This window comes from Streptomyces sp. DG1A-41 (genome assembly GCF_037055355.1).
In the GTDB taxonomy this organism is placed as follows: domain Bacteria; phylum Actinomycetota; class Actinomycetes; order Streptomycetales; family Streptomycetaceae; genus Streptomyces.
Genome location: NZ_CP146350.1, coordinates 5,097,435 through 5,112,476, shown reverse-complemented (window position 1 = coordinate 5,112,476; position 15,042 = coordinate 5,097,435). Strand labels below are relative to the sequence as shown.

The following is a 15,042-nucleotide window of genomic DNA, read 5'->3' as shown; positions in this document are numbered from 1 at the left end:
TGAAGCCACCGCACGGCCTGCACCGTCGCTGGTCGGTGCAGGCCACACGGCGTCGCCGTCAGGCCGTCCAAGCTCCCCGAACCGCCGATCAAGCCGGCCTCAAGTGTTCCCTCCGGTGAGCTGTGGTCGCTCCAACGGCTGGTTGAGATAACCGGAGACGGAAAGTCCGTCACCGTGGTGGCCAACCACGGATCCTGCGACAACGGCCCTGCCGTGGACGTGCTGGAAACGAGTGGCAGCGTGGTACTGGCCGCATCCATTGTCGGGGCGGAAACAGGCCCCTGCACCAGCCAGATGAGCGGCAAGAATGTGACCGTCGAACTGGCCCGGCAGGTTGGCACCCGTATTCTTCTGGACGCGTTCACCGGGCGACCCGTGCCGTACGGGGAGCCGAACGGTCCCTCGCCGAGCTGGAGCTGAACCTCGGGCGGAACCAGGCACTCATGAAGGCCAGGATCGCACCTGGCCGCTCAGGTGGTACGGCGAGTCCACGCCGACCGCTCCCTACGTCGACGCGCAGGCGCCGGCCGCCGCCGTGGGACGGTGCGGTCACGGTGGCGGCCCTGGCGGTTCGGTGGGCTACTTGGCCGGGCGCAACCCCAGCGGCTCCGCGATCTCCTCCACCATCACCCTGCCCGCCTCGATCTCCAGGGTGTCGTCGCCCATGGCCTGGTCCGTGTCGAGGCCGTCGAGTTCGGCCAGGGGCTGGTTGAGGCGGACGTGGGCGAGGACCGACTGGAGGGCCCGGAGGGTGGCGGAGGCGGTGGAGCCCCAGTTGGAGAAGTAGGAGAACTGCCACCACCACAGGGCCTCCGTGGTGCGGCCCGCGCGGTAGTGGGCCATGCCGTGGCGCAGGTCGGTGATGACGTCGGTGAGGTCGTCGGAGATCCGGGCCGGCACCGGAGCCTTGCGCGGCTCGTAGGGGTCGAAGACCTCCGAGTAGACGTCGATGGGGTCGAGGAGGCGGGCCAGGTTCTCGCGGAGCTCGTCGACGTCCGGCTCGGGGCCCGAGTCGGGCTCGTAGCGCTCGTCGGGCACGATGTCCTCGTGCGCGCCGAGGCGGCCGCCGGCCAGGAGGAGTTGGGAGACCTCCAGGAGCAGGAAGGGGACGGCCGATTCCGGCTCGTCGGCCTTCGCGATCTCCGTGACGGCGACCAGGAAGCTCTCGACCTGGTCCGCGATCTGGACCGCGAAGTCGTCCGGGTTCTGGTCGGTCGCGTGCAGCGTGGCGTCAGACATCTAGGAGTCGTCTCCCCTCGAAGGCGCGGCCGAGGGTGACCTCGTCCGCGTATTCCAGGTCGCCACCCACCGGGAGGCCGCTGGCCAGGCGGGTGACCTTCAGGCCCATGGGCTTGATCATGCGGGCGAGGTACGTGGCGGTCGCCTCGCCTTCGAGATTCGGGTCCGTGGCGAGGATGAGTTCCGTGACCGTGCCGTCGGCCAGGCGGGCCAGGAGTTCCCTGATGCGCAGGTCGTCCGGGCCCACCCCGTCGATCGGGCTGATCGCGCCGCCCAGGACGTGGTAGCGGCCCCGGAACTCACGCGTGCGCTCGATCGCCACGACGTCCTTCGGTTCCTCGACGACGCAGATGACGGCGGGATCGCGGCGGGTGTCTCGGCAGATGTTGCACAGCTCCTCCTGCGCGACGTTGCCGCAGGTCGCGCAGAAGCGGACCTTCGCCTTGACCTCCATGAGGGCCTGGGCGAGCCGTCGTACGTCCGTGGGCTCCGCCTGGAGGATGTGGAAGGCGATCCGCTGGGCGCTCTTCGGACCGACGCCGGGCAGCCGCCCCAGCTCGTCGATCAGGTCCTGGACCACGCCTTCGTACAACGGACTGCCTTTCCTGGGTCATCGAGGTCGTTCGCGCCGTACGGCCTTCACGTACGTACCGTAGTTGTCAGCCGCCTGTCCGAGGAAGGCGGTGGGCGTCTCAGAACGGCAGACCGGGGATGCCGCCGCCGCCCAGACCCTGCGCGAGCGGGCCCAGCTTCTCCTGCTGGAGCGCCTGCGCGTTCTCGTTGGCCGCGTGCACAGCCGCCACGACCAGGTCGGCGAGGGTCTCGGTGTCCTCCGGGTCCACCGCCTTCGGGTCGATCTTCAGGTTGCGCAGCTCGCCGGCGCCGGTGACGGTCGCGGTCACGAGGCCGCCGCCCGCCTGGCCGTCGACCTCCGTCTGCGCCAGTTCCTCCTGCGCCCGCGCCAGGTCCTGTTGCATCTTCTGGGCCTGCTGGAGCAGCTGCTGCATATTGGGCTGGCCACCACCGGGGATCACGATCAGCTCCTTGCTCGGTACGGGTTTTCCCGTTCGGCACGAGCCTACGTGGTCGGGCCTGCCGTCGCTCCAGCACTCTTTCGAGTGAGTTCCGCTCGCGCCCTCTAACTGATCAAGGAATACTTCCGGGCGGAAAAGCGACGAAAGCTACATCTTCGCCACCCGTTGGGGGGTAGGAAGGATCCGGCGCGTGCAGGACGCACGTATGGCGTGGCTTGTGTGCCAGGTGTGTCACATGCGCCCTGTGCGTCACGTTCATCGCTTGTCACGCAGCGTGGTCAGTAGGGAGTGCCGGGTGGGTCAGCCGGAGATGCAGCCCGAGGGGCCGCCTCAGGACGGACGGGGCGAGGGGGCGGCCCGGTTGCGGCCGGGCGATCTGACCGGGCGGGCCTTTCCGCTCGGGGACTGGGGGAGCCGGCGGTCCGGCTGGACGAGCTCTACCGGTGGGTGGAGCGCGGGGCGCTTCGGACGGCGGCCTGGTATCTCGAGGACCGGGTGTGGAAGCGGCGGTGTGCGCGGGTGCTGCGCTGTGGGGCCGCGGTGGGGGCGGTCACCGGGGTCGCGCTGCCCCTGCTGGATCTGACCGGGGTCGCGGGCGGGATCGCGCCCTGGGGGTGTCTGGCGCTGCTGCTGGGGGTGGCGTGTGTCGCCGTCGACCGGTACTTCGGGGTGACGTCGGGGTGGATGCGCGATGTGGCTACCGCGCAGGCTGTGCAGCGGCGGTTGCAGGCGCTTCAGTTCGACTGGGCGGCGGAGTGTGTGCGGGAGGTTCTGGGGCCGGCGGAGGGGACGGCGAGTGAGGCGGCCGAGCGGTGTCTCGGGGTGTTGCGGAGGTTCTCCGAGGACGTGAGTGAGTTGGTGCGGGGGGAGACGGCGGAGTGGGTGGGGGAGTTTCGGAGTGGGGGTGCGCCTGTGGGGTTGCAGGCGGTGGTGCACTCGGGGGGTGGGCGCGGGGGCGAGGCGGCGGGTTTCAGTGGGCGGTTTTCCGTGCCGCCGGGAGGTGCCAGGCCCAATATGCCTCGGCAGCGGCCGCCGGAGCCGCGGTGAGCGGGGTTGGTTTGCCGGTGCTCGGGGTTGGTGCGCAGCCCGGCGGTGCGCGGTGCAGCTTTGCCGGTGCTCTGGGTTGGTGGTGAGGTCGGCGGTGCTCGGTGCCGCTTTGCCTGTGCTCGGGGTTGGTGGTGAGGTCGGGTGGGTGCGCAGCCCGGCGGTGCGGGGTGCCGCTGCGCCCACCCTCCCCCAAGCTCTTGGCTTCGCTCGAGCAGGGGGACCCCATCGCCCCAAGCGGCACGACTGCCCGCAGCGAAGCGGGTCCGGCGGGCCGCAGCTGAGTGGAGCGGGTGCCCGCAGCTGAGTGGGACGGGTGCCGCAGCTGAGCGGCACGACTGCGCGCAGCCAAGCGGGTCCGGCGGGCCGCAGCTGAGTGGAGCGGGTGCCCGCAGCTGAGTGGGACGGGTGCCGCAGCTGAGCGGCGCGACTGCGCGCGGCTGGGCGGTTGCGGCGGGCCGCGGTCAGTTCTGTGCGCACAGGGTCAGGCCCTCCGGGGTCCAGCACGGGAGGTGGCCGTGTGTGCGGATGACGTCCTGGCCGTTGCCGCGGGCGAGGTAGGTGAGGAAGCTCGACGCCAGGGAGTCGGCCGGGGGGCGGCCGTAGGTGTAGGCGTACTCGATCTCGCGGTAGGGGTAGTCGCTCGTGCCGTCTTCGATGGCGTCGGCGGAGGCGGGGTCGCCGTCCAGGCGCAGGGAGTGCAGGCCCTTGGCGCGGGCTGCCAGGTTGAGTTCGCTGTAGCCGATGGCGCCCGGGAGGTCGGCGACCGTGGTCAGCACCTGGTCCGTCGAGTCGAGTTCGCAGCGGATGACGGCCGCCGTCGGGTCGTCCTTGTGGACGCAGTCGACGGAGGAGTTGGCGATCTCGCCCCGCCCCAGCACCCGGCGCTGGAACACCTGTCTCGTCCCGGAGTTGGCGTCCCGGCTGACCAGGTGCACGGGCAGGTCCGGGCCGCCGAGCTGCCGCCAGTTGCGGATCTCGCCCCGGTAGAGGCGCCGTACGTCGTTCGTGGAGAGGTTCTTCAGGCGTACGTCGTCGTTGACCACGAGCGCGAAGACCGACACCGCCACCCGGTTCTCGCGCAGTTCGGGCAGGCCTGAGGGCTTGGGGCCGTCCGACAGGGCCACCACCGGCGGTGAGCCCTGCCCGTCCCGTGCCGCCTGGGCGCCGGCCGCCGCGAGTTCCCGTATCCCGGCCGTCGAGCCGTGCGTGTCGACGTCGATGACCGGGTCGCCGCCGCAGTCCCGCTCGTACTTCCCGGCCACCTCGCGCAGGACGGGCGCGAACGCGGTCGAGCCGGTGAGGGTGAGCCTGCCGCTCGCGCAGCCGATCGGGGGCGGGGTGTCGTCCCGGGCGACGACGAGCGCCGCCAGGGTGACCACGCTCGCCGTGAGCGCGATGGTGATCATCCGCGCCGCCCGGCTGAACAGCGGCGGCTTGTCGTCCGGCGTGGCGCTGCGGTTGGGGTGCACCTCACCGTTGCGCAGACCGCCGACCAGCCGGATCTCGTCGCCGACGTCGCCGCCGGCCAGCAGCACGAGCAGCTTGAAGTGGTCGCCGCGGTTGAGCGGGACGCGCGGGATGCGCAGGGTGTTGCCCTCGTAGGCGAAGCCGCCCGCCGCGGTGAAGTGGTCCATGAGGTGGTCGGTGTCCGACGGCTGGGTGACCGAGACGCCGCGGACGGTGCGGCCGGCGAACACCGCGGTCAGGCCGTGGAGTTCGGGGCCGGTGTAGTCGTCGCGGTCGATGCCCTGCGAGCCGTCGTTCTCGATGCGCAGCAGCACCAGGGTCGCGTCGGCCATGCCGGGTGCCTCGTCGAACAGCCCGAGGCGGCGGTTGGCGCGGCCCGAGCGCACGTCGTCGCCGATGGGGTTGTCCATCTGCACGCGGTAGCCGATCCGTTTGCGGCGCGGCACCCGGCGTTCGTACCAGACCATGACGCCCGAGGCGATGATGCCGAGGACGGCCGTCGCCACGGCCACGAGGTTCTCCGCGCTCAGCCACTCCATCGTCGGTGCCCCCGCCGCCGGACGAATTCGATCGTCTGGCCACCGTACGACTGTACGGGTGAGTATCCGGGATTCGTCGGCCTGAATTCGCCGTACGTTCAACGACCTGACGGGAAACGGGAGTCGGTCACTGCCTCGTGTAGGTCAGCCGCTCGCCGCTGCTCGTGTTCACGCGCTGGAGCGTGCCGTCCGGGAGGACGGTGACCTCGGTGGCGGCGCCCGGGGTGCAGGCGGTGCGCGGCTGCCCGACGGTCACGGTGGACGGGCCGATCCTCACCGGGCCGTCGGCGTCGGGGGCGTCGGTCAGTGCGCCCTCGAACACGCAGTGGTAGGTGCCGCCGCCCTTCGTGGGGCCGTCGGCCACGAGGGACAGGACCGTGTCGCCGGGCTCGCCCTGCTGGATGGTCAGGCGGCGGGTGTGCCGGCCGTCGGCGTTGTCGATGGTGGTGGTCCAGGTGCCCAGGTACGCCGTCGGGATCGAGCCGTCCGCCGGGGCGGTGGAGGTGTCCGGCTCCGGGGTCGTCGGGGACGGGCCCGGCGTGGTCGGGGGCGCGCCGGTGCTCAGCGTGGGGGTGGAGTCGCCGTCGGCCCGGTCGCTCTCACCGCCCTGCATCAGCGCGTACACCGAGGCGCCTGCGGCCAGCGCGACGACCAGGGCGATCACGACGAGCAGCGCGGTGGAACGGCCGTTTCTTCGGCCGGCTCCTGCGGCGGGCCGTAGGGCGGGGTCGTGCCGTAAGGCGGCGGGCCGTAGGGCGGGTTCGTGCCGTACGGCGGCGGGCCATAGGGCGGGGTGGGGCCGAGGCCGCCGTAGGCGGGGTGGTAGGGCGGGGCGGCGCCCGGGGTGCCGGGGGCGCCGGGCTGGGGGTGTTGCTGGGGGTAGCCGTACGCCGGGTACGGGGGCTGGGGTGTCTGCGGATGGGACGGGGTGGCCGGGACGGGGGGCTGCTGGGGCGCCGGAGCGGTGCTCTGGTGGCCCGCGACCATGGTGGGCAGATGGTTCACCGGCGATCCCTCGCCCGGGCGGCCCGGCGGGGGCGGACCCGGGGATGCGGCGGGTGCCGTCGCGGGGGCCGGGGACGGCGCGGGGGCCGGGGACGATTCGTCGGCGGCCGGGGCGTGTTCGGGTGTCGGGTCGGGGCCGGGGTTCTCGTCAGGACCGGAACCCCGCTGCTCGACAGGAAGGCCGGCGTCACCGGCCCGCTCCCCTGCGGCCGCCTCCCCCTCCGGATCCTCCGCGTCCAGCAACCGCACCGCGTGCCGCCCGAGTTGGGCGACCAGGGCGCTCGGGAGCCAGGGGTCGAGGGCGCGGCCGTCGGCGACGGTGTCGTCCGCGCCGGTGCGTTCCAGGACGCGGTCGAGGGGCGGGCGCGCGGCGGGGTCCTTGCGCAGGCAGTCGCGGACCAGGTCGGCGATGCCCTCGGGGACGCCCTCCAGGTCCGGTTCCTCCTGGGCGATGCGGAACATCAGGGCGTGCACGCCGCTGTTGGCGGTCCCGAACGGCAGGTTGCCGGTGGCGGCGTAGGCGAGGACCGAGCCGAGGCAGAAGACGTCGCACGCCGGGGTGATGCGGTCGCCCCGCACCTGCTCGGGCGCCATGAACCCGGGCGATCCGACGAGCGCGCCGGTGCGCGTGAGCCCGCCGTCGGTCACGGTCTCCAGGGCGCGTGCGATGCCGAAGTCGATGACGCGCGGGCCGTCGATGGTGACCAGAACGTTGGACGGCTTGAGGTCGCGGTGGACGATGCCCGCGGCGTGGATGTCCTTCAGCGCGTGCGCGAGCCCGGCCGCGAGGATGCGGACCGTCCGCTCGGGCAGGGCACCGTGGTCGTGTCCGACGACCTGCTGGAGGCTCGGCCCGGCGACGTACCCGGTGGCCACCCAGGGCACCGCTGCCTCGGTGTCCGCGTCCAGCACCGGCGCCGTCCAGTACCCGCCGACCCGCCGCGCGGCCCGCACCTCCTGCCGGAAGCGCTCCCGGAACTCCTCCTGCGCGGCCAGTTCCTCGCGCACGAGTTTCACGGCGACCGTACGGCCCCGCTCCGAGCGGGCCAGATACACGTGCCCCATGCCGCCCGCACCGAGCCGCGCCAGCAGCCGGTACGCACCGATGCGCTGTGGATCCCCGGGCCCCAACGTCTCCATCGCTCAGCCGCCTTCCCCCCACACGCGAGCAACGGATCGAGAATAGTGCGGGGCGGGGGCCGGGTGACCTGGGAGACGTCTACGGTTCCGTAACAGGCGGACCCGTCTGGTCGAGAACCTTGGACAGGCGTTCCAACACCCGTACCGCCTCCGCCAGCCCCGCCTCCCCGAACGCCTCCGCCAGCCGGTCGGCGAACGCCGCGTGCCCCGGGTCGATACGGGCGATCGCCGCACGTCCCTCCCCGGTCGGCGCGAGGAGCTTGGCGCGGCGGTGCGCGGGGTTCGGCCGGTACTCGGCGAGCCCGCGCTCCACCAGCAGGTCGGCGATCCGCTGCACGCTCTGCCGCGTGATGCCCATGGCGCGGGCGATGCCGGAGACGGGCAGCGGCTCGCCGAGGACCGCGCCGAGCACCTGCCACCAGGCGGCGGTGAGCCCGGCGGGGCGGGCCAGTTCCTCCGCCACGGCGAGGAACTGGCCGTTCAGCCGGAACACCCCGAGGGCGCTGCGGCTGAGCAGGTCCTGACGCTCCCGGCTCATGCCGCCCCGGCCTTCTCCAGCACGGCGTAGGCCGCCGCGTCGGAGTCGTGGAACAGCCGGTACCAGGCGTCGAGCACCTCGCCCTCGTACACCCCGAGCAGCCGGAAGATCTCCCGGGCGAAGGCGACGGGCTCGGTCGGGCCCGCGGTGACGAGGTGTCCGTCGGTGACGGCGTCGGTCTCGACGTAGCGCTCGCCGCCCGCGTAGCCGGTCGCGGCCAGGTAGAAGGAGACGGCGCTGGTGTGGGCCCGGTCGTCGAGCAGGCCTTCCCGGGCCAGTCCGGCGGTGGCCCCGCAGATCGCGGCGACCGGCACGCCCGCCTCCAGGAAGGCCCGGGCCTTGCGGGCGAAGGGCGCGAGGTCGTCGCTCGTGTCCCAGAGGTCGGCACCCGGGAGGATCAGCAGGGAGCTGTCCTCGGGCCGTACGTCGTGCAGGGCCGCGTCGGGCTGGATGCGCAGTCCGCCGATGCTGGTGACCGGGTCCGCGGACGGGCCGACGGTCCGGATCCGGTATCCCGCGCGGGCGAGATGGGCGGTGGCGTGGCCCGTCTCCCAGTCGGCGAGGGTGTCGTAGACGGCGAGATGGACGGGCTTGCGCTCCGCGATGGCGTTCATGGCTCCTCCTGAGACCCGTACCCGACCCCGAAGGGCTATGACAACATACTGCCACGTAGACAGCACCCTGTCAATACTCTCCGCCCCGTCTGGACAACCTGTCGCGGAATGCCGCCGACGACAGACAGGCCGCCGATATCACCGCCCTCTCCCCCGCGCCTACGCTCGCCCGCATGACCCCTCAGCCGAACCCCGAAGCCGGTGCCACCGTCAAGGCCGCCGACCGTGACCATGTGTTCCACTCCTGGTCCGCTCAGGAGCTCATCGACCCGCTCGCCGTCGCCGGGGCGGAGGGGTCGTACTTCTGGGACTACGACGGCCGGCGCTTCCTCGACTTCTCCAGCGGGCTCGTCTTCACGAACGTCGGCTACCAGCACCCCAAGGTCGTCGCCGCGATCCAGGAGCAGGCGGCGAGGATGACGACCTTCGCGCCCGCCTTCGCGATCGAGGCCCGGTCGCAGGCGGCCCGGCTGATCGCCGAGCGGACCCCGGGCGACCTGGACAAGATCTTCTTCACCAACGGCGGCGCCGACGCCGTCGAGCACGCGATCCGGATGGCCCGGCTGCACACCGGCCGACCGAAGGTGCTCTCGGCGTACCGCTCGTACCACGGCGGTACGCAGCAGGCCGTGAACATCACCGGAGACCCGCGCCGCTGGGCCTCCGACAGCGGCACCGCCGGGGTCGTGCACTTCTGGGCGCCCTACCTCTACCGCTCGCGCTTCTACGCCGAGACCGAGGAGCAGGAGTGCGCGCGGGCGCTGGAGCACTTGGAGACGACGATCGCCTTCGAAGGGCCCTCGACCGTCGCGGCGATCATCCTGGAGACGATCCCGGGGACGGCCGGGATCATGGTCCCGCCGCCCGGCTATCTCGCCGGGGTGCGGGAGCTGTGCGACAAGTACGGGATCGTCTTCGTCCTGGACGAGGTCATGGCCGGGTTCGGGCGCACGGGCGAGTGGTTCGCGGCGGACCTGTTCGGCGTCACGCCCGACCTGCTGACCTTCGCCAAGGGCGTGAACAGCGGGTATGTGCCGCTGGGCGGTGTCGCGATCTCCGGCGCGATCGCGGAGACCTTCGGGAAGCGGCCGTACCCCGGTGGTCTGACGTACTCCGGGCATCCGCTGGCGTGCGCCGCCGCCGTCGCGACGATCAACGTCATGGCGGAGGAGGGCGTCGTCGAGAACGCGGCCCGGCTGGGCACGTCCGTCCTCGGGCCGGAGCTGCGTGATCTGGCCGCGCGGCACCCGAGCGTGGGCGAGGTGCGCGGTGTCGGCATGTTCTGGGCGCTGGAGCTGGTCCGGAACCGTCGGACGCGGGAACCGCTGGTGCCCTACAACGCGGCCGGGGAGGCGAACGCGCCGATGGCCGCCTTCGCCGCCGCCGCGAAGGGCGGCGGGCTGTGGCCGTTCGTGAACATGAACCGGACGCACGTGGTGCCGCCCTGCACCATCACCGAGGCGGAGCTGAAGGAGGGTCTCGCGGCCCTGGACGCGGCGCTCACGGTGGCGGACGAGTACACGCGGTAGAGGTCTGTAAACCCGTCAGTAAGAGACATCCTCGCGCCTCATTCGAACGCGTAAGGTGGCGTGCCCGTAGGCATATACGTGCACGCCACCCGAACGCGACGAGGGAGACGCCCTGACCATGCCCCGCAGTTCCGGCAACGGCGCCGTGACGCGCAGCACCCTGCGGCAGCAGATCGCCGACGCGCTTCGTGACGAGGTGCTGGCGGGGCGGCTCCAGCCGGGGCAGGAGTTCACGGTCAAGGAGATCGCCGAGCAGTACGGGGTGTCCGCCACGCCGGTCCGGGAGGCGCTGGTCGACCTCTCCGCCCAGGGGCTCCTCGAAGCCGACCAGCACCGCGGCTTCCGCGTCCACGAGTACTCGGTCGAGGACTTCCGCGGCATGATCGAGGCCCGCGGCCTGGTCATCGAGGGGATGTTCGTCGCGCTGACCGAAGGGCGCCCCAACGCCGTGCGGCCCGACGACCCGCGGGCCGCCTCCCTCGTGGCCGGGGTCCGCAGGCGCGGCGAGGAGGCGCAGCGGGCCGCCGCCGCCGGTGATCTCACCGTCCTCATCGGCTACGACCTGCGCTTCTGGCGCGAGCTGGGCGCCTGCTTCGGCAACCCCTACCTGGCCGACTTCCTGCACCGGCTGCGTGTCCAGAGCTGGGTGTGCGCGGTGCAGCACCTGCGCCGGCTCACCGATCTGCGCGGCGAGCTGTGGGCCGGTCACACCGAGCTGGTCGACGCGCTGATCGCCGGAGACAACGACACCGCGCGGGCGATCATCGCCCGCTACAACGCCCACTCCATCGCCCTGATCGAGCGCCTCGCCTCAGGATGACCGGCGTCGCTCGTGTTCGTATGGGTATGGGACATGCACGGCGGGAGCCGCTTCCGTGCCGCACCGATACCCTTCCCTGAGCACCGCGCCACCCGACCCACCGAGCTGAGCGAGGAGCCTTCTTTGGCCTGTGACCTGTGGCTGGTACCGCTCGTCGACGTGTTGTGCCACACGCCGGACAACCCGTTCGCCGAGGAACTCGCGCAATACAACAAGGTGCTCGCCGAGGCGGGGTTGCCGCCGGTGCCGGTGTACCAGTACATGCCGGGCCTGTCGGGCGACGTCGCCCCGGTCGCGGGCTTCGACTACGACGCGCTGCACTTCCTGCGCCGCGCCTATCTGCTCCAGGTGTGCGGCCTGCCGGTGACGCCCGTGGACGAACTGGGCGGAGACTACGAGCAGTTGCTGGAGATGTTCGAGTCGACGGCCCAGCAGTCGCACCTGGTCTGGCACTACGACCACGCGGGCGCGTACGTCCCCGTCGACTTCCCCAGCCCCCTCGCCGACGACGAGCTCCTCGCGGGCGGCGGTCCGCTGGGATCCTCGCACGCCCTGCTGCGGGAGCTGGAGCTGGTCGCCCCCGCCATCGGCATCGCCCCTGCCAACCCGCCGGCCGCGCCCCAACCGCCGCTCGTGCCCACGGAACTGGAGGAACCCGCCGTCCCGGCCCCGTACGATCCCAGCCCGTTCGCCCGGGAACGCCATGTCTGGCTCGGCCTGCACGCGGCCGTGACGCGGAGTCTGGCCCAGGGGTCGATGATCGTGTTCAGCTGAGCCCCGGGCTCAGCGTCCCAGCTGAGAGAGGCCCTTCTGCACGTCCTCGACGTTCATCACCGGCGTGTAGGTGATCTCCGCGTTGAGCTGGAGGAAGAAGGGCTCGCTGAGCACCGGCATCTGCGAGCTGTCCTGCATGTCGAAGACCAGGAAAGCGGTGCGCTTGCCGTGGTCGGCGGTGAAATAGGCCGCTTCGGGCTTGATCTGTTCCAGCGACTCCTGGATCAGCTTCCCCAAGGTGCCGTTCCGGATGGCCTCGTTGGCCTTCTCCGTGTCCATGGAAGCCTTGAGCATGACGCGCATCGCAGTCACCTTCTTCTGTTCGACGCACGCGGGGTATGACTTTCAGCCTAAGCCCGATCACCGGCGCCCGCGCGGGGCGCCGGTGATGAGCGCTGACGGCCGTTCGGCCTACAGGAACGAGTTGATCTCGATCGTCTCGTCCCGGCCCGGGCCCACGCCGATCGCGGAGATCGGGGCGCCGGACATCTCCTCCAGCGCCTTGACGTAGTCCTGGGCGTTCTTCGGCAGGTCGGAGAAGGACTTGGCCTTGCTGATGTCCTCGCTCCAGCCCGGCAGCATCTCGTAGACCGGCTTCGCGTGGTGGAAATCGGTCTGGGAGTACGGGAGCTCCTCGACGCGCCTGCCGTCGATCTCGTACGCCACACAGACCGGGATCTGTTCCCAGCCGGTGAGGACGTCGAGCTTGGTGAGGAAGAAGTCGGTCAGGCCGTTCACGCGGGTCGCGTAGCGGGCGATGACCGCGTCGAACCAGCCGCAGCGGCGGTCACGACCGGTGGTGACACCGCGTTCGCCGCCGATGCGGCGCAGGGCCTCGCCGTCCTCGTCGAAGAGCTCCGTCGGGAACGGGCCGGCGCCGACACGGGTCGTGTAGGCCTTGAGGATGCCGATGACGCGGCTGATCTTCGTCGGGCCGACCCCCGCGCCCGTGCAGGCGCCGCCCGCGGTCGGGTTCGAGGAGGTGACGAAGGGGTACGTGCCGTGGTCGATGTCGAGGAGCGTGCCCTGGCCGCCCTCGAACAGGACGACCTTGTCCTCCTCCAGCGCCTGGTTGATGACCAGGACGGTGTCGGCGACGTACGGCGCGAGCTTGTCGGCGTAGCCCAGCAGCTCCTCGACGACCTGGTCGACGGCGATCGCGCGCCGGTTGTAGAGCTTGGTGAGGATCTGGTTCTTGACGTCGAGGGCCGCCTCGACCTTCTGCATGAGGATCGACTCGTCGTACAGGTCCTGTACGCGGATGCCGACGCGGTTGATCTTGTCGGCGTAGGTCGGGCCGATGCCGCGCCCGGTCGTGCCGATCTTCCGCTTGCCGAGGAAGCGCTCCGTCACCTTGTCCACCGTGACGTTGTACGGCGTGATGATGTGCGCGTTTCCGCTGAGGAGGAGCTTGGAGGTGTCGACACCACGCTCGTTCAGACCGCTCAGCTCGGAGAGCAGGACCGACGGGTCGACGACGACACCGTTACCGATGACCGGCGTGCAGCCGGGGGACAGGATTCCGGAAGGGAGCAGGTGGAGGGCGTACTTCTGGTCGCCCACGACCACCGTGTGGCCGGCGTTGTTGCCGCCCTGGTAGCGCACTACATAGTCCACCGAGCCACCGAGCAGGTCGGTGGCCTTTCCCTTGCCTTCGTCACCCCACTGAGCACCGAGCAGCACAAGTGCGGGCACGCGCGTACACCCCTTCCGGGCGGGGCATGTCCATGGTCAAGGGCGCACGCGGAGGGTCTCCGCCGCGTACACCGCGACCGCCGTTGGCCGCCAACCGTCGGACCGGATGCCCCGGAATAGACGAAGCCCCTGGCGCAACAGCGCAAGGGGCTCTTGCACAAAGATGCTACCCGAGGAAGCGAGGCATGGCCGAGGTGGCGACTTCCGCGACATCCGAGCAGCTGCTGGTGGTCATCGACCCGGTCGCCCGTCGGTCGGACGGCGAGTCCGTACGGATCGCGAAAGACGTGCTCGGAGCGGGTGCGGCCGTGAAGCTGTGTCTGCCGGAGGGGCCGGAGGAGTTCGCCCGGGCCCTGGCCCGGCGGGGCTCGCGGCGCCCGGTCGTGGTCGGTGACGATGGGGCCCTGATCCGCGCGGTGTCGCTGCTGCACCGGCATCGGGAGCTGGCCGGATGCACGCTGTCGGTGGTGCCGGTCGGGGGCGCGCTGTCCCTCGCCCGGTCGCTGGGGGTGCCGACGGAGACGGTGGCGGCGGCGCGGGCGGTGCTCGACGGGGTCGAGCGGCGGATGGACCTGCTGGTCGACGACAGCGACGGGGTGGTGCTCGGCGCGCTGCGGATACCGCCGGTGCCGGCCGACCCGGAGGCGCCGGACCCCGACGCCGCGCAGGGCCGCCCCTGGCTGCGGACCTGCCAGTACCTGGTCCGCACCCTGGTCCCGGCCTCCCGCCCCTCCCGCCTCGCCTCCGCACCCGAGCCCGGTCCCTCCCGGCTGCGGATCGAGGTCGACGGCGAAACCCTCGTCGACCTGAACCAGCCGGTCGAGGCGGTGTCGGTGTCGCCCTCGGCCTCCGGTGTGGCGTCGGTGGAGGTCCGCCCGGTGTCGGTGGGCGCCGAGGCCTCACCCCTGCTCGCGGAGGGCCGGACGGTGACGGTGTCGGGGGCCCACTTCCGCTACCGGGCGGACACGGTGGTGTCGGGGCCGGTACGGACCCGGACGTGGGTGGTCCGGGAGGGCGCGTGGGGGCTGACGGTGCCGGCGGCGCCGTGAGCCGCCGCTCGTCATTCCCGCCCGAACGTCTTCTCCCGGTGCACGCGCCAGCGCTCCATCATCGCCACGATCTCGGCCTCGACGAACTCGAAGAACGCGAGCGTTTCGGCCATGCGGCGGCCGGCCGGGGTGTCGGCGCCGAGGCTGGTGACGCCCTCGCGCAGGGCCCCTTCCCAGCGCTTGATGACGGCCTCGCGGTTGGTCAGGGCCTCGTACCACTGGTTGCCGTGCACGCGGTAGCGCTCGCGGCGCGAACCGGGCTCCCGTTCGCGCGAGACCATGTGCTGCTGCGCCAGGTACCGCACCGCTCCGGACACCGCCGCGGGACTGATCCGGAGCTGTTCGCCCAGCTCGGCCGAGGTCATCGAGCCCTCGTCCGAGGAGAGGAGCGCGACGAAGACCCGGGCGGGCATCCGCGGCAGTCCTGCCTCGACCAGTTGCGCCGCGAAGGACTCGACGAATCTCGACACGGCCTCCGTGTCCCGCGCGCTGCTGGCTGATTCCGTCATGCGGCTCATCCTATCCGTGATTCATACGCTTCCTTAACTTCAC

Annotated in this window: 14 protein-coding genes and 2 pseudogenes; 6 read left to right on the top strand and 10 right to left on the bottom strand. The window is 71.6% G+C overall.

Translation table 11 applies throughout. The features are described 5' to 3' along the window. Positions 1 to 174 precede the first annotated feature (174 nt). Positions 175 to 420, top strand: a complete 246-nt coding sequence (locus V8690_RS23895; protein WP_338781927.1) for a hypothetical protein — start codon at positions 175 to 177, stop codon at positions 418 to 420. Positions 421 to 579: 159 nt separating this feature from the next. Here the strand turns inward: V8690_RS23895 and V8690_RS23890 are convergent, their stop codons facing one another. From V8690_RS23890 to V8690_RS23880, 3 genes are all read right to left on the bottom strand, one after another. Beyond that, the gene (locus V8690_RS23890; protein ID WP_274817966.1) at positions 580 to 1,239 is read right to left on the bottom strand and encodes a DUF5063 domain-containing protein; all 660 of its coding nucleotides are present in this window, start codon (positions 1,237 to 1,239) and stop codon (positions 580 to 582) included. Continuing rightward, a complete protein-coding gene (gene recR / locus V8690_RS23885) occupies positions 1,232 to 1,831 on the bottom strand; it encodes a recombination mediator RecR (protein WP_003991835.1) in 600 nt (199 codons plus the stop codon). The genes V8690_RS23890 and recR overlap by 8 nt, the downstream gene beginning before the upstream one ends. A gap of 100 nt (positions 1,832 to 1,931) precedes the next feature. Continuing rightward, positions 1,932 to 2,273, bottom strand: a complete 342-nt coding sequence (locus V8690_RS23880) for a YbaB/EbfC family nucleoid-associated protein (protein ID WP_274817965.1) — start codon at positions 2,271 to 2,273, stop codon at positions 1,932 to 1,934. A 295-nt stretch (positions 2,274 to 2,568) separates the two neighbouring features. Here V8690_RS23880 and V8690_RS23875 point away from each other — a divergent pair. Beyond that, positions 2,569 to 3,320: pseudogene (locus tag V8690_RS23875) on the top strand (SLATT domain-containing protein). Between the two features lie 461 nt (positions 3,321 to 3,781). Here the strand turns inward: V8690_RS23875 and V8690_RS23870 are convergent. The 4 genes and pseudogenes from V8690_RS23870 to V8690_RS23855 all read right to left on the bottom strand — a co-directional run bounded on the left by V8690_RS23870 (position 3,782) and on the right by V8690_RS23855 (position 8,623). Beyond that, on the bottom strand, positions 3,782 to 5,326 hold the full coding sequence (locus tag V8690_RS23870) for a substrate-binding domain-containing protein (RefSeq protein WP_338781912.1): 1,545 nt from the start codon (positions 5,324 to 5,326) through the stop codon (positions 3,782 to 3,784). A gap of 127 nt (positions 5,327 to 5,453) precedes the next feature. Then, positions 5,454 to 7,471 (bottom strand): annotated as a pseudogene (locus V8690_RS23865) (serine/threonine-protein kinase). 79 nt (positions 7,472 to 7,550) lie between these two features. Next, positions 7,551 to 8,009, bottom strand: coding sequence for a MarR family transcriptional regulator (locus V8690_RS23860; RefSeq protein ID WP_338781911.1), 459 nt, complete (start codon positions 8,007 to 8,009; stop codon positions 7,551 to 7,553). After that, positions 8,006 to 8,623, bottom strand: coding sequence for a type 1 glutamine amidotransferase family protein (locus V8690_RS23855; RefSeq protein ID WP_338781909.1), 618 nt, complete (start codon positions 8,621 to 8,623; stop codon positions 8,006 to 8,008). The genes V8690_RS23860 and V8690_RS23855 overlap by 4 nt, the downstream gene beginning before the upstream one ends. A 173-nt stretch (positions 8,624 to 8,796) precedes the next feature. On the opposite strand from V8690_RS23855, the gene V8690_RS23850 reads away from it, so the two are divergent. From V8690_RS23850 to V8690_RS23840, 3 genes are all read left to right on the top strand, one after another. Then, positions 8,797 to 10,152, top strand: coding sequence for an aspartate aminotransferase family protein (locus V8690_RS23850; RefSeq protein WP_338781907.1), 1,356 nt, complete (start codon positions 8,797 to 8,799; stop codon positions 10,150 to 10,152). A 118-nt stretch (positions 10,153 to 10,270) separates the two neighbouring features. Further along, positions 10,271 to 10,972 (top strand): GntR family transcriptional regulator, encoded by a 702-nt coding sequence (locus V8690_RS23845; protein ID WP_338781906.1) that lies wholly within the window; start codon positions 10,271 to 10,273, stop codon positions 10,970 to 10,972. A gap of 123 nt (positions 10,973 to 11,095) precedes the next feature. Next, a complete protein-coding gene (locus V8690_RS23840) occupies positions 11,096 to 11,746 on the top strand; it encodes a hypothetical protein (RefSeq protein ID WP_338781905.1) in 651 nt (216 codons plus the stop codon). A 9-nt stretch (positions 11,747 to 11,755) separates the two neighbouring features. On the opposite strand, the gene V8690_RS23835 is transcribed toward V8690_RS23840, so the two are convergent. Together V8690_RS23835 and V8690_RS23830 are read right to left on the bottom strand one after the other, a co-directional pair. Next, positions 11,756 to 12,049, bottom strand: a complete 294-nt coding sequence (locus V8690_RS23835; RefSeq protein ID WP_338781903.1) for a hypothetical protein — start codon at positions 12,047 to 12,049, stop codon at positions 11,756 to 11,758. A 108-nt stretch (positions 12,050 to 12,157) separates the two neighbouring features. Further along, complete coding sequence (locus tag V8690_RS23830) at positions 12,158 to 13,441, bottom strand: adenylosuccinate synthase (RefSeq protein WP_338781900.1); 1,284 nt, start codon at positions 13,439 to 13,441, stop codon at positions 12,158 to 12,160. Between the two features lie 185 nt (positions 13,442 to 13,626). Here V8690_RS23830 and V8690_RS23825 point away from each other — a divergent pair, with 185 nt between their 5' ends. Beyond that, the gene (locus tag V8690_RS23825) at positions 13,627 to 14,490 is read left to right on the top strand and encodes a diacylglycerol kinase family protein (protein ID WP_338781899.1); all 864 of its coding nucleotides are present in this window, start codon (positions 13,627 to 13,629) and stop codon (positions 14,488 to 14,490) included. A gap of 11 nt (positions 14,491 to 14,501) precedes the next feature. Here V8690_RS23825 and V8690_RS23820 read toward each other — a convergent pair whose 3' ends face one another. Continuing rightward, positions 14,502 to 14,999: a MarR family transcriptional regulator gene (locus V8690_RS23820; protein WP_338781897.1), complete on the bottom strand. Its 498-nt coding sequence runs from the start codon at positions 14,997 to 14,999 to the stop codon at positions 14,502 to 14,504. Positions 15,000 to 15,042 lie beyond the last annotated feature (43 nt).

Excerpts from the sequence above, each read along its gene's own strand:
- V8690_RS23890 (WP_274817966.1), bottom strand. The coding sequence starts at position 1,239 with ATGTCTGACGCCACGCTGCACGCGACCGACCAGAACCCGGACGACTTC.
- V8690_RS23870 (WP_338781912.1), bottom strand. The coding sequence starts at position 5,326 with ATGGAGTGGCTGAGCGCGGAGAACCTCGTGGCCGTGGCGACGGCCGTC.
- V8690_RS23860 (WP_338781911.1), bottom strand. The coding sequence starts at position 8,009 with ATGAGCCGGGAGCGTCAGGACCTGCTCAGCCGCAGCGCCCTCGGGGTG.
- V8690_RS23855 (WP_338781909.1), bottom strand. The coding sequence starts at position 8,623 with ATGAACGCCATCGCGGAGCGCAAGCCCGTCCATCTCGCCGTCTACGAC.
- V8690_RS23850 (WP_338781907.1), top strand. The coding sequence starts at position 8,797 with ATGACCCCTCAGCCGAACCCCGAAGCCGGTGCCACCGTCAAGGCCGCC.
- V8690_RS23845 (WP_338781906.1), top strand. The coding sequence starts at position 10,271 with ATGCCCCGCAGTTCCGGCAACGGCGCCGTGACGCGCAGCACCCTGCGG.
- V8690_RS23835 (WP_338781903.1), bottom strand. The coding sequence starts at position 12,049 with ATGCGCGTCATGCTCAAGGCTTCCATGGACACGGAGAAGGCCAACGAG.
- V8690_RS23825 (WP_338781899.1), top strand. The coding sequence starts at position 13,627 with ATGGCCGAGGTGGCGACTTCCGCGACATCCGAGCAGCTGCTGGTGGTC.
- V8690_RS23820 (WP_338781897.1), bottom strand. The coding sequence starts at position 14,999 with ATGACGGAATCAGCCAGCAGCGCGCGGGACACGGAGGCCGTGTCGAGA.